Origin of the sequence: Mucilaginibacter lappiensis (assembly GCF_900155965.1) — a bacterium.
GTDB classification, from domain to species: domain Bacteria; phylum Bacteroidota; class Bacteroidia; order Sphingobacteriales; family Sphingobacteriaceae; genus Mucilaginibacter; species Mucilaginibacter lappiensis.
This window is the reverse complement of record NZ_FTMG01000005.1, coordinates 110459-128673: the sequence shown is the minus strand read 5'-3', so window position 1 is coordinate 128673 and position 18215 is coordinate 110459. Positions and strand designations below refer to the sequence as shown.

Below are 18215 nucleotides of genomic sequence, written 5' to 3'. Positions count from 1 at the left end.
ATGGGGGGAGTAAAAGTAACAGGTGGGCAAGGCGGTGGATTGAATTTTACAGCCAATTTGGACATAAACCAGGCTTTAAAAGATGCTAAAACTCTTAATAAGGCGCTCGCGGATCTCACAGTAACCGCGAACGGGATTTCTAAATCATCTGAAACTCAAAAGACAGCAGCCGAAGGAGTAACAGATGCAATTAAGGCGCAGGCTGCAGCCAGAACCGCCCAAACAGCAGCTGATGGTGCCGCTATTAAGCCTTTGAGCGAATACCAGCAGAAACAACTGGAAATTAAGCAGCAGCTACTTGATCTCGCAAAAGACAAGGCGGCACAGGCTGCGGCAGATAAGTCTGCGTCTTTAGCGTTACAAGATGCCCTGAAGCAAGAACGTTTGGCCAGGGAGCAAATCAATACGCAGATTGCAGCTGGCAGGTTAGCTGCTCAGCAGGCAGCACAGAACCCGATTAAGCGTGTAACGGATGTTTCTAATTCACAGGCTGAGATAGATGCATACAATAGGTCTAAAAATGTAATAAATGCATATACTACAGCCCTAAATGCAGAAACAGTAGCTCGTGTAAAGGCAAATGCCGCCGCCGCCGCCCAAGCGGCCACAACAAATAATTTGTCGGTAGCCGGCTCATCCTACGTTTCATCTGTCAATTCCCAAACTACTGCTACAAATACCAATGTTTTGAGTAAAAAACAGTTGGCGCAAGCTTTGGCAGAGGAAAAATATAAGCAACAACAGGCCACCGCTGAGCTAAAGAATAATGCCCGCGAAATGTTAAATGCGAAGGGGTCTTTAGAGCAACGAAAGGCTGCTTTAGAGAGGCTAACAATAGCATACGGAAGGTTATCGGTTGCAGAACGAGAATCTGCTGCGGGTGCCCGGATGGCCAATATAATAAAGGGGGTACGAGATCAAATAAAAGATCTTGAGGATCAAACCAAAAGCAGCCGAGGCGGTATATCAGGATTATTTGATAGCATTAAAAGCAGCATCCTGGGAACATTGGGGCCTTTGGCCTTAATAACCGCTGCATGGACCGCTTTAAAAGCTGCGTTTTCTCATAACGTAGAGATATCAGATAATTTTGTTGATGTTCAGCGTACCGCTAAATTATCTGCCGATGAAGTAGATAGGTTAGGAGAACAACTAAAAAAAATAAACACCAGAACCCCGCTAGAAGGTCTTTTGGATATCGGATTTATTGGTGGACGGTTAGGCGTTGCTAAGGATGATTTGGTTGGTTTCGTTCAAGAGGTTGATGAACTTGCTGTAGTACTGAAAAAGGAATTCCCAGGGGGCGCTGATGCTGTTGTTACTGCATTAGGTAAAATTATATCAGTTTATAAAATTACTCAACGAGAGGGGATATCTCTTCAAGATGCACTAAGAAAAGTGGGTAGTTCCATATTGGAAGTATCTCACAATGGTGGCGCGACAGTTCAATATCTTCAAGAGTTTTCATTAAAAACCGCTAGTATAGCTCAGGTTGCTAGTATTTCGTTGCCTACGATACTTGCGTATGGTGCTGTATTATCAAAAGCTGGTGTTCAGGCTTCGACCGCCGCTACCGGTGTTACCAGGTTGATATCTGATTTGTCCACTAAACGGGATAAATATTTTGCCATTGCTCAATTGGCTGATAGTACTTTAACTCTTGAAAAGTTTACTAAACTGATTAATACCGATACCAAAGCGGCTCTCGAGTTATTCTTTCGTGGATTGAAAGCCGGTAATCCTACTCAAACTGAGACGGCGGATAGACTTGAAACCTTGCACCTTACTGCCGGTCGTGTTAAAACGACTGTTATCTCCTTAGCAGAAGCTCAGGAGCAGCTTTCTGAAAAAACAGCTATCGCCAACAAAGGCTATGAAGATGGTACCAGCGTTGCCCACAACTTTGAATTAGCGAATAACAGCTTAGCCGGGTCTTTTGATAAACTTAAGAATAGCATTGTCAATTCATTCACCAATTCATCATTTTCCAGAAGGTTAGCGGAGCTTTTAAATGGGATGACCGATAATAGAACAGAGGCTGAACGGTTATCCGATGCTTACCTTAATAATAAGCATAGCCTTGATGAACTGGAATCTTCATTAAATCCAATTGTTAAACGCTATGATGAGTTAAAAGGAAAATCAAAACTAAGCAGCATCGAACAAGACGAGCTAAGAAAGGTAACTGCGCAAATCGGCGAATTATTACCTGGTGTAACTAACGCTTTTGACAATTATGGTAATGCGATTGATATAAACCGTGGTAAGGTTGAGCAATTAACAAAAGCGCAGCGTGATTTACTGGAATTACAGAACCGGGATGCCCTAAAAAAAGCAACCAAACAATTCAATGATGCTCAGGCAGCTTTACCCATTGCAAAAAGCGAAGCTGTTAACGAGTCAAGCAGGCCAAGAGATATTATAGATAAGTTTCAGGACCTTTTTGGTGGTGATATTAAGAAACAACGTGTTCAGGCTACCAAAGACAATATTACAACATTATCAGCTCAGGCATATGAAGCTGCTAAGGCCATTAGGACGCTGGGCGGTACTTTAACACAGGCTCAAAAAGACGTAATCAATTATTACGAAGTTGTAAATAAGCCTAAGCCGAAAGTTAAACAGAATGCAACTATTACAGGCGATGGTGACAGTGATGCTGATACTCCTGTTACCAGGACTGTAGATGATATCAAGGCCGATATCAAACGTGTTACAGAGTTGAAAAAGCCACTTGATGTTGCCAGTAAACAATACAAAGACTACGTAGAGCAGCTTAAAGGATTTAAAAAAGAATTGAAGCTGGCAAATGGAGGTAAGGATACAGAAGCTATAGCTGCCGAGAATCAATATAAATCAGCTTTAAAATCCCGTAATGACCTACAGTCGAAAATTGATGAACTGACAAAAAAGGGGACTGATAAGCAATTAACCGCAGATGAGCAGGAAGTAGAGTCTGTAAGGGACAGGTATAAAAAGATGAAGGAGGCTGCGGTCGCCTTCAATAACGACCCTGAAAATAAGAAAAAAGGGTTGCGTGTAGACTCTGGGGGATTAAATCGGGCCCAGGATAATGAATTGGTAGCATTAAGGGATAAACAGGATACCGAGAAACTAAAAGTAACTCTTGATTCACAAAAGAAGCTTTATGATGACTATGAGGCTTATAAAACAAAGGTCGGAGAAGATAATGCCAAAAAACGTTATGCAGGCCTGATCGATACTGATAAAACTTACTTGCAAAACCTACAGGCCCAGGAGGAGGCGTTAACAGATCCTGAAAAAAGTAAAGGCGGCGCTGATACTGATAACGCTGCCAATAAGTTGAAGCTGGAATTGCTCAAAAAAGAGATTGCTGCTGAAAAACTTCTAATTCAGAAAAAGAACGATGACCTATATGCTGAAGCTTACCAGGCGGCACTGACTAGTTCACAGGCGTTGTTAGCAATCGAGTCAGATTATCAGAATAAGGTTAAAGCATTGGACAAGGATGCTACTCAGGAGCAGATTGACAACCTTAAGCTACAAAGAGATGAGCGTATAAAGCGCGAGAATGAGGCCAATGCTTATGCCAAAGGTGGATACGAAAAGCTCATGGATCATTATGATGAACTAACGCGGGGTGAGATATTAAAAAGGTTAGAACTGATTAAGGCCGGATATCAGCAACAATATAAGGAGGGTAAATTAACGGCTGATCAGTTGGCAAAATTGATGGGTGATATTAATTCTTCAATTAATAATATAAAAGGTGATAATGTATTCAATCGAATTAAACAAGCCATATCTGATTATAGGGATCAAGTCAAATTCACTGGCAAGGACAGCGAAGGTGCCAAAAGGAAGCTATTGGACTTGTTCTCCGCAATATCAGCTGGGGCCGATGGTGCTAATCAGGTAATAGGAGCGCTCTCATCCTCTTTCGAACAACTGGGTATAGGTGGCCAGGGATTACAGGACACGTTAAAGAACGTTCAGGGCATGGTCAGTGGATTAGGTACACTAGCCAAAGGCATATCAACAAGAAATCCGATTGACATAGTTACCGGCTCAATCGGTCTACTTACCTCTGCCATCAGTCTGTTCAGCCATAAGGACAAAGACCTTCAAAAGAAAATTGATGGTTACCAAAAGCAGTTAAATGCCTTAAGTCAAGCATACAAACAACTTGATCATGACGTGGCTAGTGCCGTTGGTGAAAGTGTGTATACAGACCAGGAGGCCCAGATCAAGAATTTACAGGCTCAGCAAGCTAAGTTAACTCAGATGCGGGATGCTGAGGCGAGTAAGAAAAGGGCCGATCAGAGCAAAATTGATGATTATAACAATCAGATAGCTGATATACCAAATCAGATTGCGGATATCAACAAATCGATCAGTCAGAACCTTATTCAGACCACCTTTAAAGATTTATCAAAATCGCTTTCTGATGCCTTTGAGGAAGCTTTTGCCTCCGGAGAGGATTCAGCCAAGAAATTCGAGGACGTTTTCAACCAGGTTATCGTTAACGCGGTTAAAAATAGCCTGCAATTAAAATTGCTTGATCCAATCATCAACGATTTTACTAATGACCTGACCGAGTATGCAAAACAGCATGACAATAGTGTAGTAGGCTTTGATTTTGATACCTGGAAAAAGGCGATTCAAGAAAAAGGCGAATTGTATACCAAAGGTTTGGAAGCTATTAAGGATTATTTGCCTGATCCTAATGATACATCTTCAACGGCAAAAGGCCAGATACAAGCTTCTATAACTGAAGATACTGCGACAAGGTTATACGGTGTATTCGCCGGTACCCAAACGGCCACACTTCAAGTCAGGGACATACTATCAGCACAAGGTAAGACAATCGGTGACCTATACCAAACTGCACAGGGTAACTTTGCTCAACTGGTGAAAATTGAGGAAAATACACGCAGGGGGGCGGATAATACCGATGGATTAATCCCTGCTCTTAAGGAGATCATCAATAATACAAAAGGTACATCAATGAGAGGCGCGGGGCTAGGATGATAAGCAAAATAAACGGTTATGATCTATATCTGGGTGTCGCTATAATATTAAATGGTGACAGGTCTACTACTAGTAGTTTTGAAGCTCCTAATGATGTTAACCCTGTCTTTTCACATACGTGGGAAGATGGGGTTACAGAATACGATCTAAATGCCATACCCACGCTGGTTGCGAGAGTGTTTCAAATGAGCGGATGGATGGTTGTAGATAATCTTGACGATTATTTGGCATCCAAAACGGCGTTGCAAGGCATCATTTATCAGAACTACGTGACGTTTGAAGACCCTGAACAGGGAATACAAGTCAACGCCCGTTTGAAGCCTGGTTCTATCAAGTGGAATAGATTAACGCCCTTAGATGCTCCTCGTATTGTCACTGAGGTGTCGATGCAGTTCGATGAAGTATTACAGGATGCTCCTTTTAAGAACGATGGTAATGGTGGAGGTTTAACTTATTACATCGGTGATAACGGGAAATATTTTTTAACAGAGGATAATGAAAATTATATAAAATAATGGCAAAGACGCAGAAATTTAAGGATTTACCTCTTATTGCCGATTTAACCGGGGTTAATGTAGTGGGGCTGACAGCCGCTGGGCAAGATATCCGCGTGCCTTTGGCCGGTATTGTTAGGAATAGTTTAGGCGATTTTAAAACCACAGATACCGCACCGGTTGGGCCGTTACTGAACCAGACCGTTAATTTAATAGGAACAGGAGACGGTTCTAAACCACAAGGTACATATACAAATTTGTTAAAAGCGGCTGCAACGCCGATAGTTATACCAGTACCTGCTGCCGGAAACGGTATTTTTGAAGCCAAAGCCAGATGGACAGGCTCTTTTTGGGTTCCGTCATGGTGGGAGGGGCCTTTACCTGCTGCATCCAATAAAATTGCTCCCTGGGCACCACAACCATATAGCGTAAATGACCAGGTTAGCAATCTTGGCAAGTTTTGGTATGCGAATGCGGCTACCACCGCAGCGGACATTCCGGGAACATCAACTAAGTGGTCAAGCCTTTTAACGCAGTATGATGCAAAACTGGATAGCAGCTCATTAGGCACAGAGACTGTTTATACTGATAACTTGGTAGACAAATCTACATATCAGGATAATACTACAATTAGAACTGATACCGGAGGCTTATTGGGTGCAGCCGGTGCACGAGTGTATACCTTCCCTGTAAATCCAGCTAAAGGTTTCATTTCCATCAGTGGTATATATGCCAGTGGATCTAAAGCATATCGGTTTATTGATTCTTTAAACAACGTTCTCGGGTATGCGGGTATAGGAAATACCCAAAATCAGGTATTAAATATTGTTATTCCAGCGAACGCTTTTGCTGGGCAGGTTGTGGGTAAGAGCGAAACTAATCCGGTAACCGCAGCTGATGCATTGATGGTTAATTATGGTGCAACTGCTAAACCGTGGGTGCCTTTTAGCTATACATATGTCAATTCTGTAAACAGCACCCCGATAAATCCAAAACCGAAACCTGTTAGTGCGGACAGTGATCAAGCAACAGCCATCCCGTTTTTAACTTTAGGTGCGGACGGATTTATTAGGACGGTACCAGGGTTTACCTATAATCCGGCTTCAGGCGCAATGCTCTCGGTAGGCTTGAATGTTAATAGTCAAAATTTAACAGGATTAAAAACAGCGGTCAACGATTCTGATGCCGTACCTCTTAGCCAAGTTAATAGCGCGCTATCTCCAATAAATCAAGCCACAGGTAATCAAATTTTAATACCAATACCTGATTTAATGACTGATCCTGATGTGCCCGTTATTGAAACAATTTCAACGGCCTCTGCCTTCTCTACCGCTTCGACTGTAGGCTGGAATACCGGGATCATATCAATTTTAGGAGGAGCTTTAACACAGGCTTCTACGGGCTATCCACAAAGTGGATACGGTGTGCCGAGATATGCAACCGGGGCTAACCTAAATCCTCCTGTTACTATTGAGTTTACTTTTACTGGTAGTACTTTTGAGTTCCTGACTATGGGGCAAGGACAGGTTTTCCGCCTGCTAGTCGATGGGAAATTTGTAAGTAGGTCCTTTACCTCAATAGCCGCAAACGGCAATATCTATTTTCAGAAGATAACTTTTGCGACTTCCAAAAAACGCCGTATTACTATTGAGGGTGCTCTTGGGTTTTTCTTCGGAGGTATCAGGTATCCTACTGGTAGTAGTGTTACACCATCTGATAGGACTGCGATACTTGATAACGTTACCATAGGTACGGCTGTTCATTACTTTTCTCGTATGCCAGGTATGCTATTGGTTTTTGTATTGAGCGATAGCTTTGGCGAGCCAACCGGCACAACAGGTCAGCAAGGTTATGCCTTCATCATGGGTAAAATGTTGGCCTGGAACCTAGTTGCTTCCGGAGCTGGCGGCACCGGTTATGTTAATCCTGGGCCTGCAGGTCGAGTTAAGTTCGGAGACCGTTTCGCCAATGACATTGCGGCTTTCAAGCCGGATATTATTGTATTGGCCGGAGGCATTAATGACGGTGCACAACCAACAGCTACTTTCACCGTTGCTGTCAAAGCACTATTTGACCAGGCAAAAGCTGTCACATCTGCAAAAGAGGTCATAGTAATGAGTTCATGGCGTAATAAAGGGCCGCAATACACACCAGCACAACAGATAACAAATGATGCTGTGCTGAAAGCGAAAGCTGCTGAATATGGTTTTATTTTTATTGATGAGTCAGGACTGATCACAGGAAACGGAAATTCCGGCGCTCCCAACGGTTCAGGTAATGCTGATCAATATGTGGGTGGCGATGGTACGCATTACAATGATGCTGGGCATACTATGTTAGGGTTAAATTCAGCGCAAACTTACATCAGACAAAAAAACAAGTTCATATCGAGCGGTACGCCTGCCCGCCGCATGATAGATACTGTTGACGCAGATACAACCGGCGTTGCTAATTCTGATGGTCAAAATTTGTCACAAATTACTGCCAACAGGGTATATACTCCACCTGCAATTACGGATGGTAAGAGCTTCAAGATCATAAATTATAACACAGCTGCGGGTTTTGCCTGGACCTTCGCCGCCGGTACGGTTAAGGATGTAGCTGGTAATGCAGTTACTGCGATCCCTAACGGCTCTATAATAAATCTATTCGGCTCATTAAAAGCGAATACCTGGATAAAAGAATAATCAACATGGAAGACGAAGTATTAAAAATAGATGACCTGGTAGATACATTTCCAGAAAATCCAGACGCTGGACTTGTGGGAAGGATTGATAGTATTTATCCTGATGGCACATTATCCGTCATTTTGGAGGTCACACATCAAGAATTTCCTTACAGACCTGATGATGTTAAACTATTCAAGGACGAGAACTAATGTATTTACCTATATATTTTAACAATCAGATAGTTTCACAGCTCCCTGTTTATGATGACCTACCTATAAACAGGGCGTTAATGGCAGAGGATGAAATACCTGCAATTATTGAATTGCCAGGTACTTTACATTGTCCCATTGGCGCGTACATTATCTATAGAGGACAAAAATATACAGTCAATACTATCCCAAGCCCTCAGATGACGGGAGATGCATCAGGGCTTAAATACACATACAACATTACATTTGAGGCGGAATTATATAAATTATACAATAAAAAGTTTAAACACCTCAACAATAAAACCTTCACATTTTACGGGGATCTATCGAGCTTAGCTTATCTCGTGGTTGATAATATAAACTCTATTGATTCGGGCTGGTCTGTTGGCTTTTGTGACAATCTAGGGCTTAAATCTGTAAATTTCGATAAGCATAATTGCCGTACAGCTCTCGATACGATTGCCGAGGCGTTCTCATGCGAATGGTACATGTCCGGGATTGGGAAGACGATCAATTTCGTTAAGCAGGCCGGAAGTTTAACTACGCTCGTATTTAAATATGGTAGGGGTAACGGTTTGTACTCATTGGGTTACCAATACCAAAATGATGAAAATATTGTCACTAGGGCATTTGGGTATGGTAGCAGTCGCAACCTGCCTAAAAACTATCGCAATGGTGCTACAGAATTAATGTTTGATGGATTTTATATTGATGGTAATGTAGATCTTTACGGTGTCAGGGAGGGGGATTATGTAAATGAAGACATCTACCCCAAAATTGATGGTCATGTAACTGCGGTGAGTGCATACGACCCGAATGCTACTGCATTTACTATCACAGACAGTGGACTAGCCTTTGATTTAAATACTTATTTTACTTCTGATACGCCAAAGGTTGGTTTTACATCCGGACAGTTACAAGGGCAGGAATTTGAGATTCTATCATACAATAAGGCCACTAAGATTATCAAGTTAAAGGTAGCTACAGATGCTGCTAATAATACACTACCCTCTGATGTAATACGCCCCGTTGTTGGTGACACGTATACGTTATTTGATATGGACCTGCCTACTGAGTGTCTTACTGCTGCTCAGCTACAACTAAAGGATGAAACTCAGGCCTGGTCAAATGAAAATAAAGTTCCTCGGGTGTTATACAATCTGGAGCTTGACCCGCTGTATGCCCGTGCCAATAATATCATGTTAAAGCCTGGCGATAAAATTACAGTTCAACATGATGCATTGGGGATTAATGCACTGATACGGGTTACGAGTATCAGTTATCCGGTTAACTTTCCGAATGTCATAACGCCTAATACTAAGATCACTGCGACAATCGCGAACTTCATACCCTATACCACAACTGAACGGGTAATTTCTGATACAATCGATAACCAGCATGATATAAAAGTTGTGAACCGCACCAGTGCTGAAAAGGCGCGACTTAATGCTCTGAACTTAAAAAAACTTCAAAGCAGGATCTTTAATCCGGATGGTACATTATTTACCGGTACTGATAGTTTAGTTGCGGGCATGGCCACATTTGGTTATGATTCCCAAAACTTCAACCTCAACAATGTAACTTTTTCCCCCAATCATGGCGCCGATGTTAACGCATTAACGATATCAGGAGGCCAGTTGATACACCGGATTTATAAAATTGATGGATTGGGCTATACCTGGACAGTTGAACCGAACGAATGGACAGGGCTTAATCCTGCAAAGTTTTACTATGTATATGCCAAATGTTCAAAGGTTGCGCTTACCGGAACTTGGGAGATATCTGAAACGCCCGTTAATGCAAATGATATCGTTGGATACTATGCCTTTAACGTAGGTATACTTTACGAGGTAAATACAGATGGGTACCGTGATTTTGAATTTACCAAGGGCATGACCTACATTGTGGGTGATCAGATAACTACCGGTCGGATAAAAGATATAACCGGTCAAAACTATTTTGATTTGAATGCAGGTGAGTTTAATCTGGGTGATTCGGATAATGGCCTAGATTGGAATATCACGAAGCCTGCTACATTGACAATTCGCGGTTTTACGGTTGCTAAAGTTGTACAGGTTGGTTCTGCAGGTTTGATCAATGCACGTATATCTGGAATAACTGATAAGGGCTCACAGTCGATAAGGTTTGCGGCCGGGGCTAATGATGAATTTAAGGTGTTGGATGATGGGAGTATGGTTGCCACAAAAGGTAATATAGGCAACTGGACTATTTCTCAGAATGGTTTGGTGAATACCGAAAACAAAGATGCTCAGATTAGGCAAATACGTACGTTCCCTGACGGTAAAATTAAAGAGGCAAGCATAGGCACTGGTATATCGAATACTTTCAATACTGTGGCAGTATTTAGAAATGAGGAGCCTTCTGGAGAGCAAAATGTTGCCGCTTATTTCAATGCACAAGGTGGTGGTGGAGCTGGTGCTGATATACTTAAGAATATTGCCGTTTGGATCGATAATGGAACTCTTTACATAGGTGGTGATGTAGTTTCAGGAGGGGCCCCCGGCCAATCCTTTATTCAAGTCTACAAAGGTGCAGATGGCAATAACTATTTTAATGAGTTCAGAAATGGTATATCCATTCGTAAAGGGCCAGGCACAGGATCATAACCTTAACCACCTCTTTATCATTCCCCATACGTAAGCTTACAAACGGTTTCTTGATTTTGTATAGAGGTAAATTTGAGCATGATATCAATTTCTCATGACTTTAGAAACCTATACCATTAACAACATTGTAACTGTTTTTTGCTCGGTTGGATTTGGCACCGTGGTAACGCTTTGGGCCACACGAAAGAAAATAAAGGCAGAAACCAATCTTTTCAACACCGAAATATATAGTACCATGTTGGGCGATTTGCGAGCGCAAATAAACATGCAGGGCGAACAGATTAAAAACCAAGCTCAACAGATTCAAAATCTTCAGGAGAAAGAGACTGAAAACATAAAGGTGATTAATCTTCAGCAGAGGAGAGAGCGGCATTATCTAAATGAGATAAAGGATCTTAAGGCAACTATCAAAAACTTGGAATCAAAATTAGAAAGTATACAAAATCAAATATCAAATGAACAATCTTAAACAAACGTTACGCATGCTTCGGTCAAAAATGAAGTTGCTGGCCATTCAACACACAGAGTATATTGGTATAACCGTAGCCTTATTGCTGTTGCTAATCTTCCCACCTATCATTCGTCTTTACGATCCAACAGCAGCACCTATAGACGCCGGCGCATTGAGCGGAATTTTATTGGCCGTAGTATCGGTCTTAATATTCCTTTCAGTTACCTGGTGGTTTATACGAGCGATATGGCCAGTGTTTGCCGAATATTCTAATACTGATTTTACTACTGACTTTAAAAATTTACAACCTTGGCAAAAAATAAAAATTTATATCGGCTTTTACTCATTTGTGGTATTGGCCTTTTTAGCAGCTTTAGTGGCGATCCTGTAAGGGATCGGGTACAAAAGGCTTATACCGCTGAAATTGGTGTTCGTGAAAAGACCGGCCATAATGACGGAATTAAGGTAGAAACCTATCTGCACTACGTTGGCCTTCCAAAAGGTAATCCGTGGTGCGCGTCCTTTGTATGCTGGGCCTATGGGCAAGCCAGCGTTAAAAATCCTAAGAGTGGGTATTGTCCAGATCTGTTTGCCTCCAGGTATGTTATTTATAAGCGCGGAATAAAGATCAATAATGAGGCGCCCCAGAAAGGTGATGTATGGGGGCTTTACTTTCCGGAGAAAGGCCGCGTCGCCCACGTTGGTTTTGTTGATGAATGGCAAAGCAAATATGTGATAACTGTAGAAGGCAACACCAATGATGCCGGTTCACGTGAGGGTGATGGTGTATACCGCAAACGTCGGCTGACCAAATCAATTTATGTGGTGGCTAATTATATCGATAAGAGATGAAGAAGCTTTTAATTATTGCCTTTATAGCTATTTTCCTATCCGGATGCGCGGAGAAAACGCATCTATTGGATAGCTCAAAAGCTTCAAAATCGGAAAAGAAATCGGTTGATAGTACCGGAAGCCAAAATTTAAAGCTGGTGGATAAGTCAGTAATAACGATCGAGCGAACAGCTGATACAAGCGTTACCGTCACTGGTAAAGCTGTCACCGGCGAAATTGATACCGGGTTGGCGGGAGATAGCGGTATTGTTAACCAGCATTTTGAAAATGGAGACGTTGATCTCGATCTGTCATTTAATAAGAATACCGGTAAGATATCCGCTACAGCGAAACCTAAGCCTAAGAAAATACCGTTTAAATATCATGAAAGGCTGACCACTCGATACGATATTACCAAAACCGACAACTCTAAATCAAAGGTTAAAAGCAGCCTGGAGTTGAAGTCAGATACCACTCAAAAACGTGTGTCTGATCATAGGGGGCCGGTTAAATCGCTGGGAACAATAAAGTGGCTCATCATCTGGCTGATACTGGCCATAACCTTTGTTGCAGTTCTAGCTTTAGGAATTAAACGATACTTCAAAATATAAGGATTAACCACTGTAAACAAAAAGGGATAGTTTTTTAACTATCCCTTTTTGTTTACAGATTGGGATGGTGTCACTTAGCACTAATATATTAATATATGGCTTTCGATCTTTACCTTTGCCAACATGTCAATCGAGGAACTTGAAGCATTTTTTAAAGATGTCGATTTACCGAAATCATTCCGGATTAGCCGAGGTATTAATATCGTAGACGTTAAACTATTCCTTGAAACTCAATTCACAGTAATAAAATCATATGGAATCGACAGTAAACCTGGTGCTCCTTGCTATGATCGGTTAATCGAATTTAAGAACGCTATTTCTTCTGACTAGGCTTTTTGTTAACCTCATTTTCTGAGCTTATTTTTTTTGCATAATCCAAAACACGCTGTATAAATTCACCAGTCTTGGTATGGGCCTCCACTATAGCTTCAAAGGGGTCTTTAAATTTGATTCTGGCGTACACATCTTCCGGACTCTTTATATACAATTTAAAAGTAGCCTCAAACTCATCTGGTGTATACCATTCTTTACCCAACGGATCAAATATCCACACCTTTTCTTCTCGGGCTTTTGCTGCTATACGTAGATAATGTTCACGGACATATTTTTCCTCTTCCAGTTTTCGCTTATAAGCTAAATCCTCTTCTCGCATTTGAGTTTCAAATGCTTTCATGTCCCTTTCTTTACGATAATTGCCAGCCATGTCACTATCCCTCCTGATCTACTACCAGGTGATAAATATCTGGAAATAGCTCCTTTATGACCTGATTCTTATTTTCATTTAACCGCTGGCTTTCTGTTTTATTGATTACCAAATCCTGATGAGTACCAATATAATTTTTAAACTCCTGCAACCGTCTCTCTATGGAATACGGAATTGGGCCATTCTTTTTCATTATGTAAAATTGCTAATATTTATAGCAAAATGCAAAATGTTATTTTTGGCTAAACTTTCATGCTTTTATCTACGACTCGTTTTCGTTCTACTTTTCTCAGTCAGTGGATCAATAATGATGACCAAACAGTTATTCATAGAAATTGAGTGTGTTTCAGGCTATAACTAATAAACTTTCTTATAAATACTATTATAGTAGCCTGGTATATCCTTTATAATTCGTTCCCGTTTTTCACAAATATCGTTAACCAAACCATTTAAAGATCTATTCGGGGATTTCTTGTTTATTGTGAAATGCCCATAGGATTTCCCACTTCTATCTAGTATTACGGGAGGGTATTTGGCTTTCTCATTGAATGGTGAATAATTGCTTGTTTTGCTGCCATAATTACCATCAGAATTCCATATTGAGTTAGCACCATGTATAATACCGTAGTCACTATACGAACTCCATATCGAATTTAGATCTTCAGTACCGCAATTTAAACAACCCAAAAACTGATTGTGCTTCTTGCCGCCATAAATTTTAAATTGCGCCTTAGCGTTGAGGGATATAAAAGCGATTAAAGCGAATAATATTGTTAGCTGTTTCATAATACTGGATCGCCGCTGGCGTATACGTGCGCCAGCTTAGGATAATTTGATTTGTGATTTCAGATTAATTAACCCTACTGAATATTTTAGCATAACGTTCTACTCCGTCCTTTAAAACCATATCTCTCTTATCGCAAATCAGATCAGCAACCGATCCCTTTAATCGATTGGGATTACTCTTGTTTATAGTTAAGTAACCAACAACTTTCCCATTTCCATCAATAACACGAGGGGGGTATTTTGCATTTATCTTATATGGAGAATAATTACTTTTTTCACTACCATAGACACCGTTTTTATTCCATATGGACTTTGCTTTGTGAGTAGATCCGTAATCACTTAATGGGCTCCATATAGAATTTGGTTCATCATCATCGCATGTCATACAGCCCAAAAACTGATCATAATTTTTACCTCCATAAATTTTTAATTTAGATTGAGCATTTCCGTTAAATGAAATGAAAATAATTATCGAGAATAATAGTGCTAACTTTTTCATAATTATCATGTTTATGGTGTGCATTTAGTTCCTACTGAATTACCCTTTGTCACGTCCTTTTCTGAGGTGTTAAAATATTGATTACTTGTATCATTTAAAAATATACCCCCTCTTGCAAGTCCAGTGGCTCTATCAACAGGAAAATTGGGATTATAAGCTAATATAGCATCTCTGAGTTCATCCGTGAAATAATCTGCCATTGTTCTGTGTTTCGGATCTACTTGGGCCATTGTTGTTCCTTGATCAAAATAATAATCATATTGATTCTTTACATTGCCAGAAAAATTAGGTCTTTGCACAATATTTATTGCTGGATACTTAGTCTTGAATCCATCCTCTCCCAAATTAAGTAACTGCAAATCTAAATATGCATGAAGGGCTTCATGATATAAAGTAACTAATCTATACTCATTTGATGCATTGGCTAATACATCGGGATTGATATATATTTTACCAACGCCATTGTCATATTCTGTATAACCATCTTCTTTGGTATGTGTTGCAAAATAAGCTTTATCACCTTCTAGGAAAACTATATCATCACCATTTTTTGAACCAAAAGCTTGGTAAATAAGCTTTGCAATATCAGACTGCATATTGGGCAACGAGGATATCAACGCCCCTGCACACGGATATTTTTTGCTTAAGCTATCTATGATTTTTGGTGTAGGTGTCTCAACATAGCAAGGCCCTTGCGGCGGCGGAAATCCATCACCACCATCAGGTGGTACATCATTTACGGTTAATTTTCCGCTTGAATTAATGATTGGTACAGGGCCAGGATGAACAGCATCATTGCAAGGCGGAGGTGGTGTTGTTGTAGATGGGCCACCATCACTGGGGCCACTACTACCGCCGCCACCATCACCTCCTCCTCCGATGCTGCCCGGACCACCTCCGGGGCCGGAACCGCTCGCACCACCATCACCGCCCGAGCACATGGTGAAAAGATAGATCATTACATCGGGGGCACTGGTTAACCAATAATCATAACATTCCTCAGACATCGGCTTTAGCTTTGAAGTACCCAAGCTTTGTACTTTTACTCCGGATGAACTACCAGGATTTCCCGGCGTAACAATATGCCCATTCTTATAACGCCATCCCCCAATATATTTACCGTTTGGGGTAAAATATAGCACCAAGCCACTATAATCAGCATCACGTTTATTGTATTTATTGCGATCAAGCTTGCTCCGGTCATTTTTGAGATAGGCCGAATCGGCTATTAGGGTCATTACATAGGCATCATAACCACCACCGTTATTTATTAAAATAAACGAGCTTCGGCTATAAGTATTATTACTGCTGCGGCCAGTAGTCATATTTTTTATGGCCGGGTTAAATTTTGATGAGGGATCCAAAGGCAATTCAATTACCTTTTTGTTGAACCGGGTGTAACTGACATTGTGCTGCCAGTCGGGTTTAATAATCTGACTCAGCTCGGAATTTGTCCCGTTAGCCTGGGTGGTTACCTTGGTCGCATTTACCGGGTAAGTGCTTTCGTACCAGGTTTTAGCCTGGGCGATGACTGGATCAGTAACGGAATTTTGTTGATCAGTTCGCGAGTCCTTTTTACAACTATTAATAATAACGGCAGCTAGACACACAGTGGCGAGTACTAGCCAGGAGGCTTTTTTTAGAATGAGTTTAGGCATAGAAGCAGGAGTTTATTTTATATTTAATATATATGCCCAATATGTATTTAATATTTCAGGGTAGCAATAGGTGAAAACACGGTATTTTATATCATGGCTTGATTAAAGTATTATCCAAAAATTTCATCTGCTGCCTGATCCAGAACATCTTCTTTCCTTATATCATTTAAATATTGCTGATGTACAGCTAATGACGAATGCCCCAACAATTCCATAGTTACCATGGGGTTATTAATCTTATCTATTGCCATACGCGCGAAGGTGTGTCGGGCGATATGGGAAGATAGGGGCTTGTTGATACCTGCTTTGGTTGCGACTTCCTTTAGATTTTTATTTACGATGGTAGTACATGATTGCTTGTGCTTAAAAGTCCTTCTTTGATTATCGAACTCACTCAATTTCGGATCATGGGTTAAGTTGAACAGAGGAAATAACCTCTGAGATTTACCTTTATATTTATTGACTATTTGCTGTGCCTTAGGTATTAGCTTAGAATCAACATTGTTTTTGCCGGTTGTATTATCAGCCGTGTATCTGCCGTCTTTAAATTGACTAGAATAAGCTTGTAATAGGGCTCCAATTCTACAACCACGTAAGTATACTTGCATCAGAAATATGTCTCTTGAAACTGCCAGTATTGACCCTTCTTTTAAAACCAGTGATTCTATACTATGCAATTCTGAAGCTGTTAATTTTTGCTTCATTGGCTTTTTGGTCGGAATTCGGAACTTTTTCACGTCATCGGTTAATGGGGAAGACGACCATTTTTCGATAACCCGTCTCACGTCTTTAATTTTCTTTTGTGACGTCGTACCAATATTACCAGGCCTGATCAACTTTCCATCAATCAAGAGGTCATTGGTCAAAAAAGCAGCGTATCTTTCGAACCAGCGTAAGTTGATATCTTTTATGAGTGTATTTTCAGAATCAAAATAATGATACAGTTCGTTTCTGTATCCTTTTACCCTAGATTCTGTCATCGGCTTGACCTCCTTTTTATACCGAATGAGTTCCTGTTGTAGGACAAAATCTAAAGTGAGTTCCTTATTTTCTTCAAAGAAATTGGCTGGACTTTCTCCGTTTATTACCTTTATTAGCTCTCGCTCATATTCAGTATATTTTTCAGAGATCAAATTGTTAATATAGGCGGAATTGGGAACTTTTGATTTAACTCGGTTTTTATTATAATCCCAATCACTTTCCTGACAGGAATAGATGCCTTTTTTCTTTACCTTGCCATTTAAATAAAATTGCAACTGAATTGGGTGTGTTCCATCGGCATGAGTCTTGCCTTTGAATAGTCTGACTTTTAAGTTAATGCTCATATTAGATAACTTTGTAACGGTGTCTAATGGGTGTCTAAAATAACCGATTAATAACGCTACAAAGTTATGCTAATAAATTTAGCAAGTTGCATTTTTATTGAATTAAGGCTTGATTTTTGAATCATATCAAACCGTATCAATTTTAAAAAGTGCTCCCGACGAGATTCGAACTCATATCGATGGTACCGGAAACCATAATTCTATCCGTTGAACTACGGGAGCATTTGCTGCAAAGATATACATTCAATTGTTTATCCGGGTATGGAATCTGCAAAAATACATGAACGTAATTTCTGCATCATCATTCCATATTTTGTAACAAATTTGATCCTGGTCCGC

16 protein-coding genes and 1 tRNA gene are annotated in these 18215 nt (G+C 40.6%); 10 read left to right on the top strand and 7 right to left on the bottom strand.

Going from position 1 to position 18215, the window contains the following annotated elements; translation table 11 throughout:
- The 10 genes from BW976_RS11765 to BW976_RS30035 all read left to right on the top strand — a co-directional run bounded on the left by BW976_RS11765 (position 1) and on the right by BW976_RS30035 (position 13235).
- A complete protein-coding gene (locus BW976_RS11765; protein WP_076373492.1) occupies positions 1–5013 on the top strand; it encodes a phage tail tape measure protein in 5013 nt (1670 codons plus the stop codon).
- Entirely contained in the window at positions 5010–5528 is a 519-nt protein-coding gene (locus BW976_RS11760) for a hypothetical protein (RefSeq protein ID WP_076373491.1), read from the top strand. The genes BW976_RS11765 and BW976_RS11760 overlap by 4 nt, the downstream gene beginning before the upstream one ends.
- Positions 5528–8194 (top strand): SGNH/GDSL hydrolase family protein, encoded by a 2667-nt coding sequence (locus BW976_RS11755; RefSeq protein ID WP_076373490.1) that lies wholly within the window; start codon positions 5528–5530, stop codon positions 8192–8194. The genes BW976_RS11760 and BW976_RS11755 overlap by 1 nt, the downstream gene beginning before the upstream one ends.
- Before the next feature lie 5 nt (positions 8195–8199).
- A complete protein-coding gene (locus tag BW976_RS11750; protein WP_076373489.1) occupies positions 8200–8385 on the top strand; it encodes a hypothetical protein in 186 nt (61 codons plus the stop codon).
- Between the two features lie 80 nt (positions 8386–8465).
- Positions 8466–11012 (top strand): phage tail protein, encoded by a 2547-nt coding sequence (locus BW976_RS11745; RefSeq protein WP_175614095.1) that lies wholly within the window; start codon positions 8466–8468, stop codon positions 11010–11012.
- A gap of 94 nt (positions 11013–11106) precedes the next feature.
- Entirely contained in the window at positions 11107–11481 is a 375-nt protein-coding gene (locus tag BW976_RS11740; RefSeq protein ID WP_076373487.1) for a hypothetical protein, read from the top strand.
- Positions 11468–11854, top strand: coding sequence for a hypothetical protein (locus BW976_RS29350; RefSeq protein WP_175614094.1), 387 nt, complete (start codon positions 11468–11470; stop codon positions 11852–11854). Before BW976_RS11740 ends, BW976_RS29350 begins: the two co-directional genes overlap by 14 nt.
- Positions 11773–12315: a CHAP domain-containing protein gene (locus BW976_RS11735; protein ID WP_221283326.1), complete on the top strand. Its 543-nt coding sequence runs from the start codon at positions 11773–11775 to the stop codon at positions 12313–12315. Before BW976_RS29350 ends, BW976_RS11735 begins: the two co-directional genes overlap by 82 nt.
- The gene (locus BW976_RS11730) at positions 12312–12905 is read left to right on the top strand and encodes a hypothetical protein (RefSeq protein WP_076373486.1); all 594 of its coding nucleotides are present in this window, start codon (positions 12312–12314) and stop codon (positions 12903–12905) included. Before BW976_RS11735 ends, BW976_RS11730 begins: the two co-directional genes overlap by 4 nt.
- 123 nt (positions 12906–13028) lie before the next feature.
- Entirely contained in the window at positions 13029–13235 is a 207-nt protein-coding gene (locus BW976_RS30035) for a DUF6965 family protein (protein ID WP_076373485.1), read from the top strand.
- Here the strand turns inward: BW976_RS30035 and BW976_RS11720 are convergent.
- The 7 genes from BW976_RS11720 to BW976_RS11690 form a co-directional block, all read right to left on the bottom strand.
- Complete coding sequence (locus BW976_RS11720) at positions 13219–13608, bottom strand: hypothetical protein (protein WP_076373484.1); 390 nt, start codon at positions 13606–13608, stop codon at positions 13219–13221. The two genes, BW976_RS30035 and BW976_RS11720, sit on opposite strands and share 17 nt — an antisense overlap.
- Before the next feature lie 4 nt (positions 13609–13612).
- Complete coding sequence (locus tag BW976_RS11715) at positions 13613–13801, bottom strand: hypothetical protein (RefSeq protein ID WP_076373483.1); 189 nt, start codon at positions 13799–13801, stop codon at positions 13613–13615.
- 164 nt (positions 13802–13965) lie between these two features.
- Positions 13966–14394: a hypothetical protein gene (locus tag BW976_RS29345; protein ID WP_076373482.1), complete on the bottom strand. Its 429-nt coding sequence runs from the start codon at positions 14392–14394 to the stop codon at positions 13966–13968.
- 64 nt (positions 14395–14458) lie between these two features.
- A complete protein-coding gene (locus tag BW976_RS11705) occupies positions 14459–14893 on the bottom strand; it encodes a hypothetical protein (RefSeq protein ID WP_076373712.1) in 435 nt (144 codons plus the stop codon).
- Between the two features lie 11 nt (positions 14894–14904).
- Positions 14905–16218, bottom strand: a complete 1314-nt coding sequence (locus BW976_RS29340; RefSeq protein ID WP_175614093.1) for a hypothetical protein — start codon at positions 16216–16218, stop codon at positions 14905–14907.
- Between the two features lie 443 nt (positions 16219–16661).
- Complete coding sequence (locus BW976_RS11695; RefSeq protein ID WP_076373480.1) at positions 16662–17876, bottom strand: tyrosine-type recombinase/integrase; 1215 nt, start codon at positions 17874–17876, stop codon at positions 16662–16664.
- Between the two features lie 150 nt (positions 17877–18026).
- Positions 18027–18098: transfer RNA gene (locus tag BW976_RS11690), tRNA-Arg, on the bottom strand.
- Between the last annotated feature and the right edge of the window lie 117 nt (positions 18099–18215).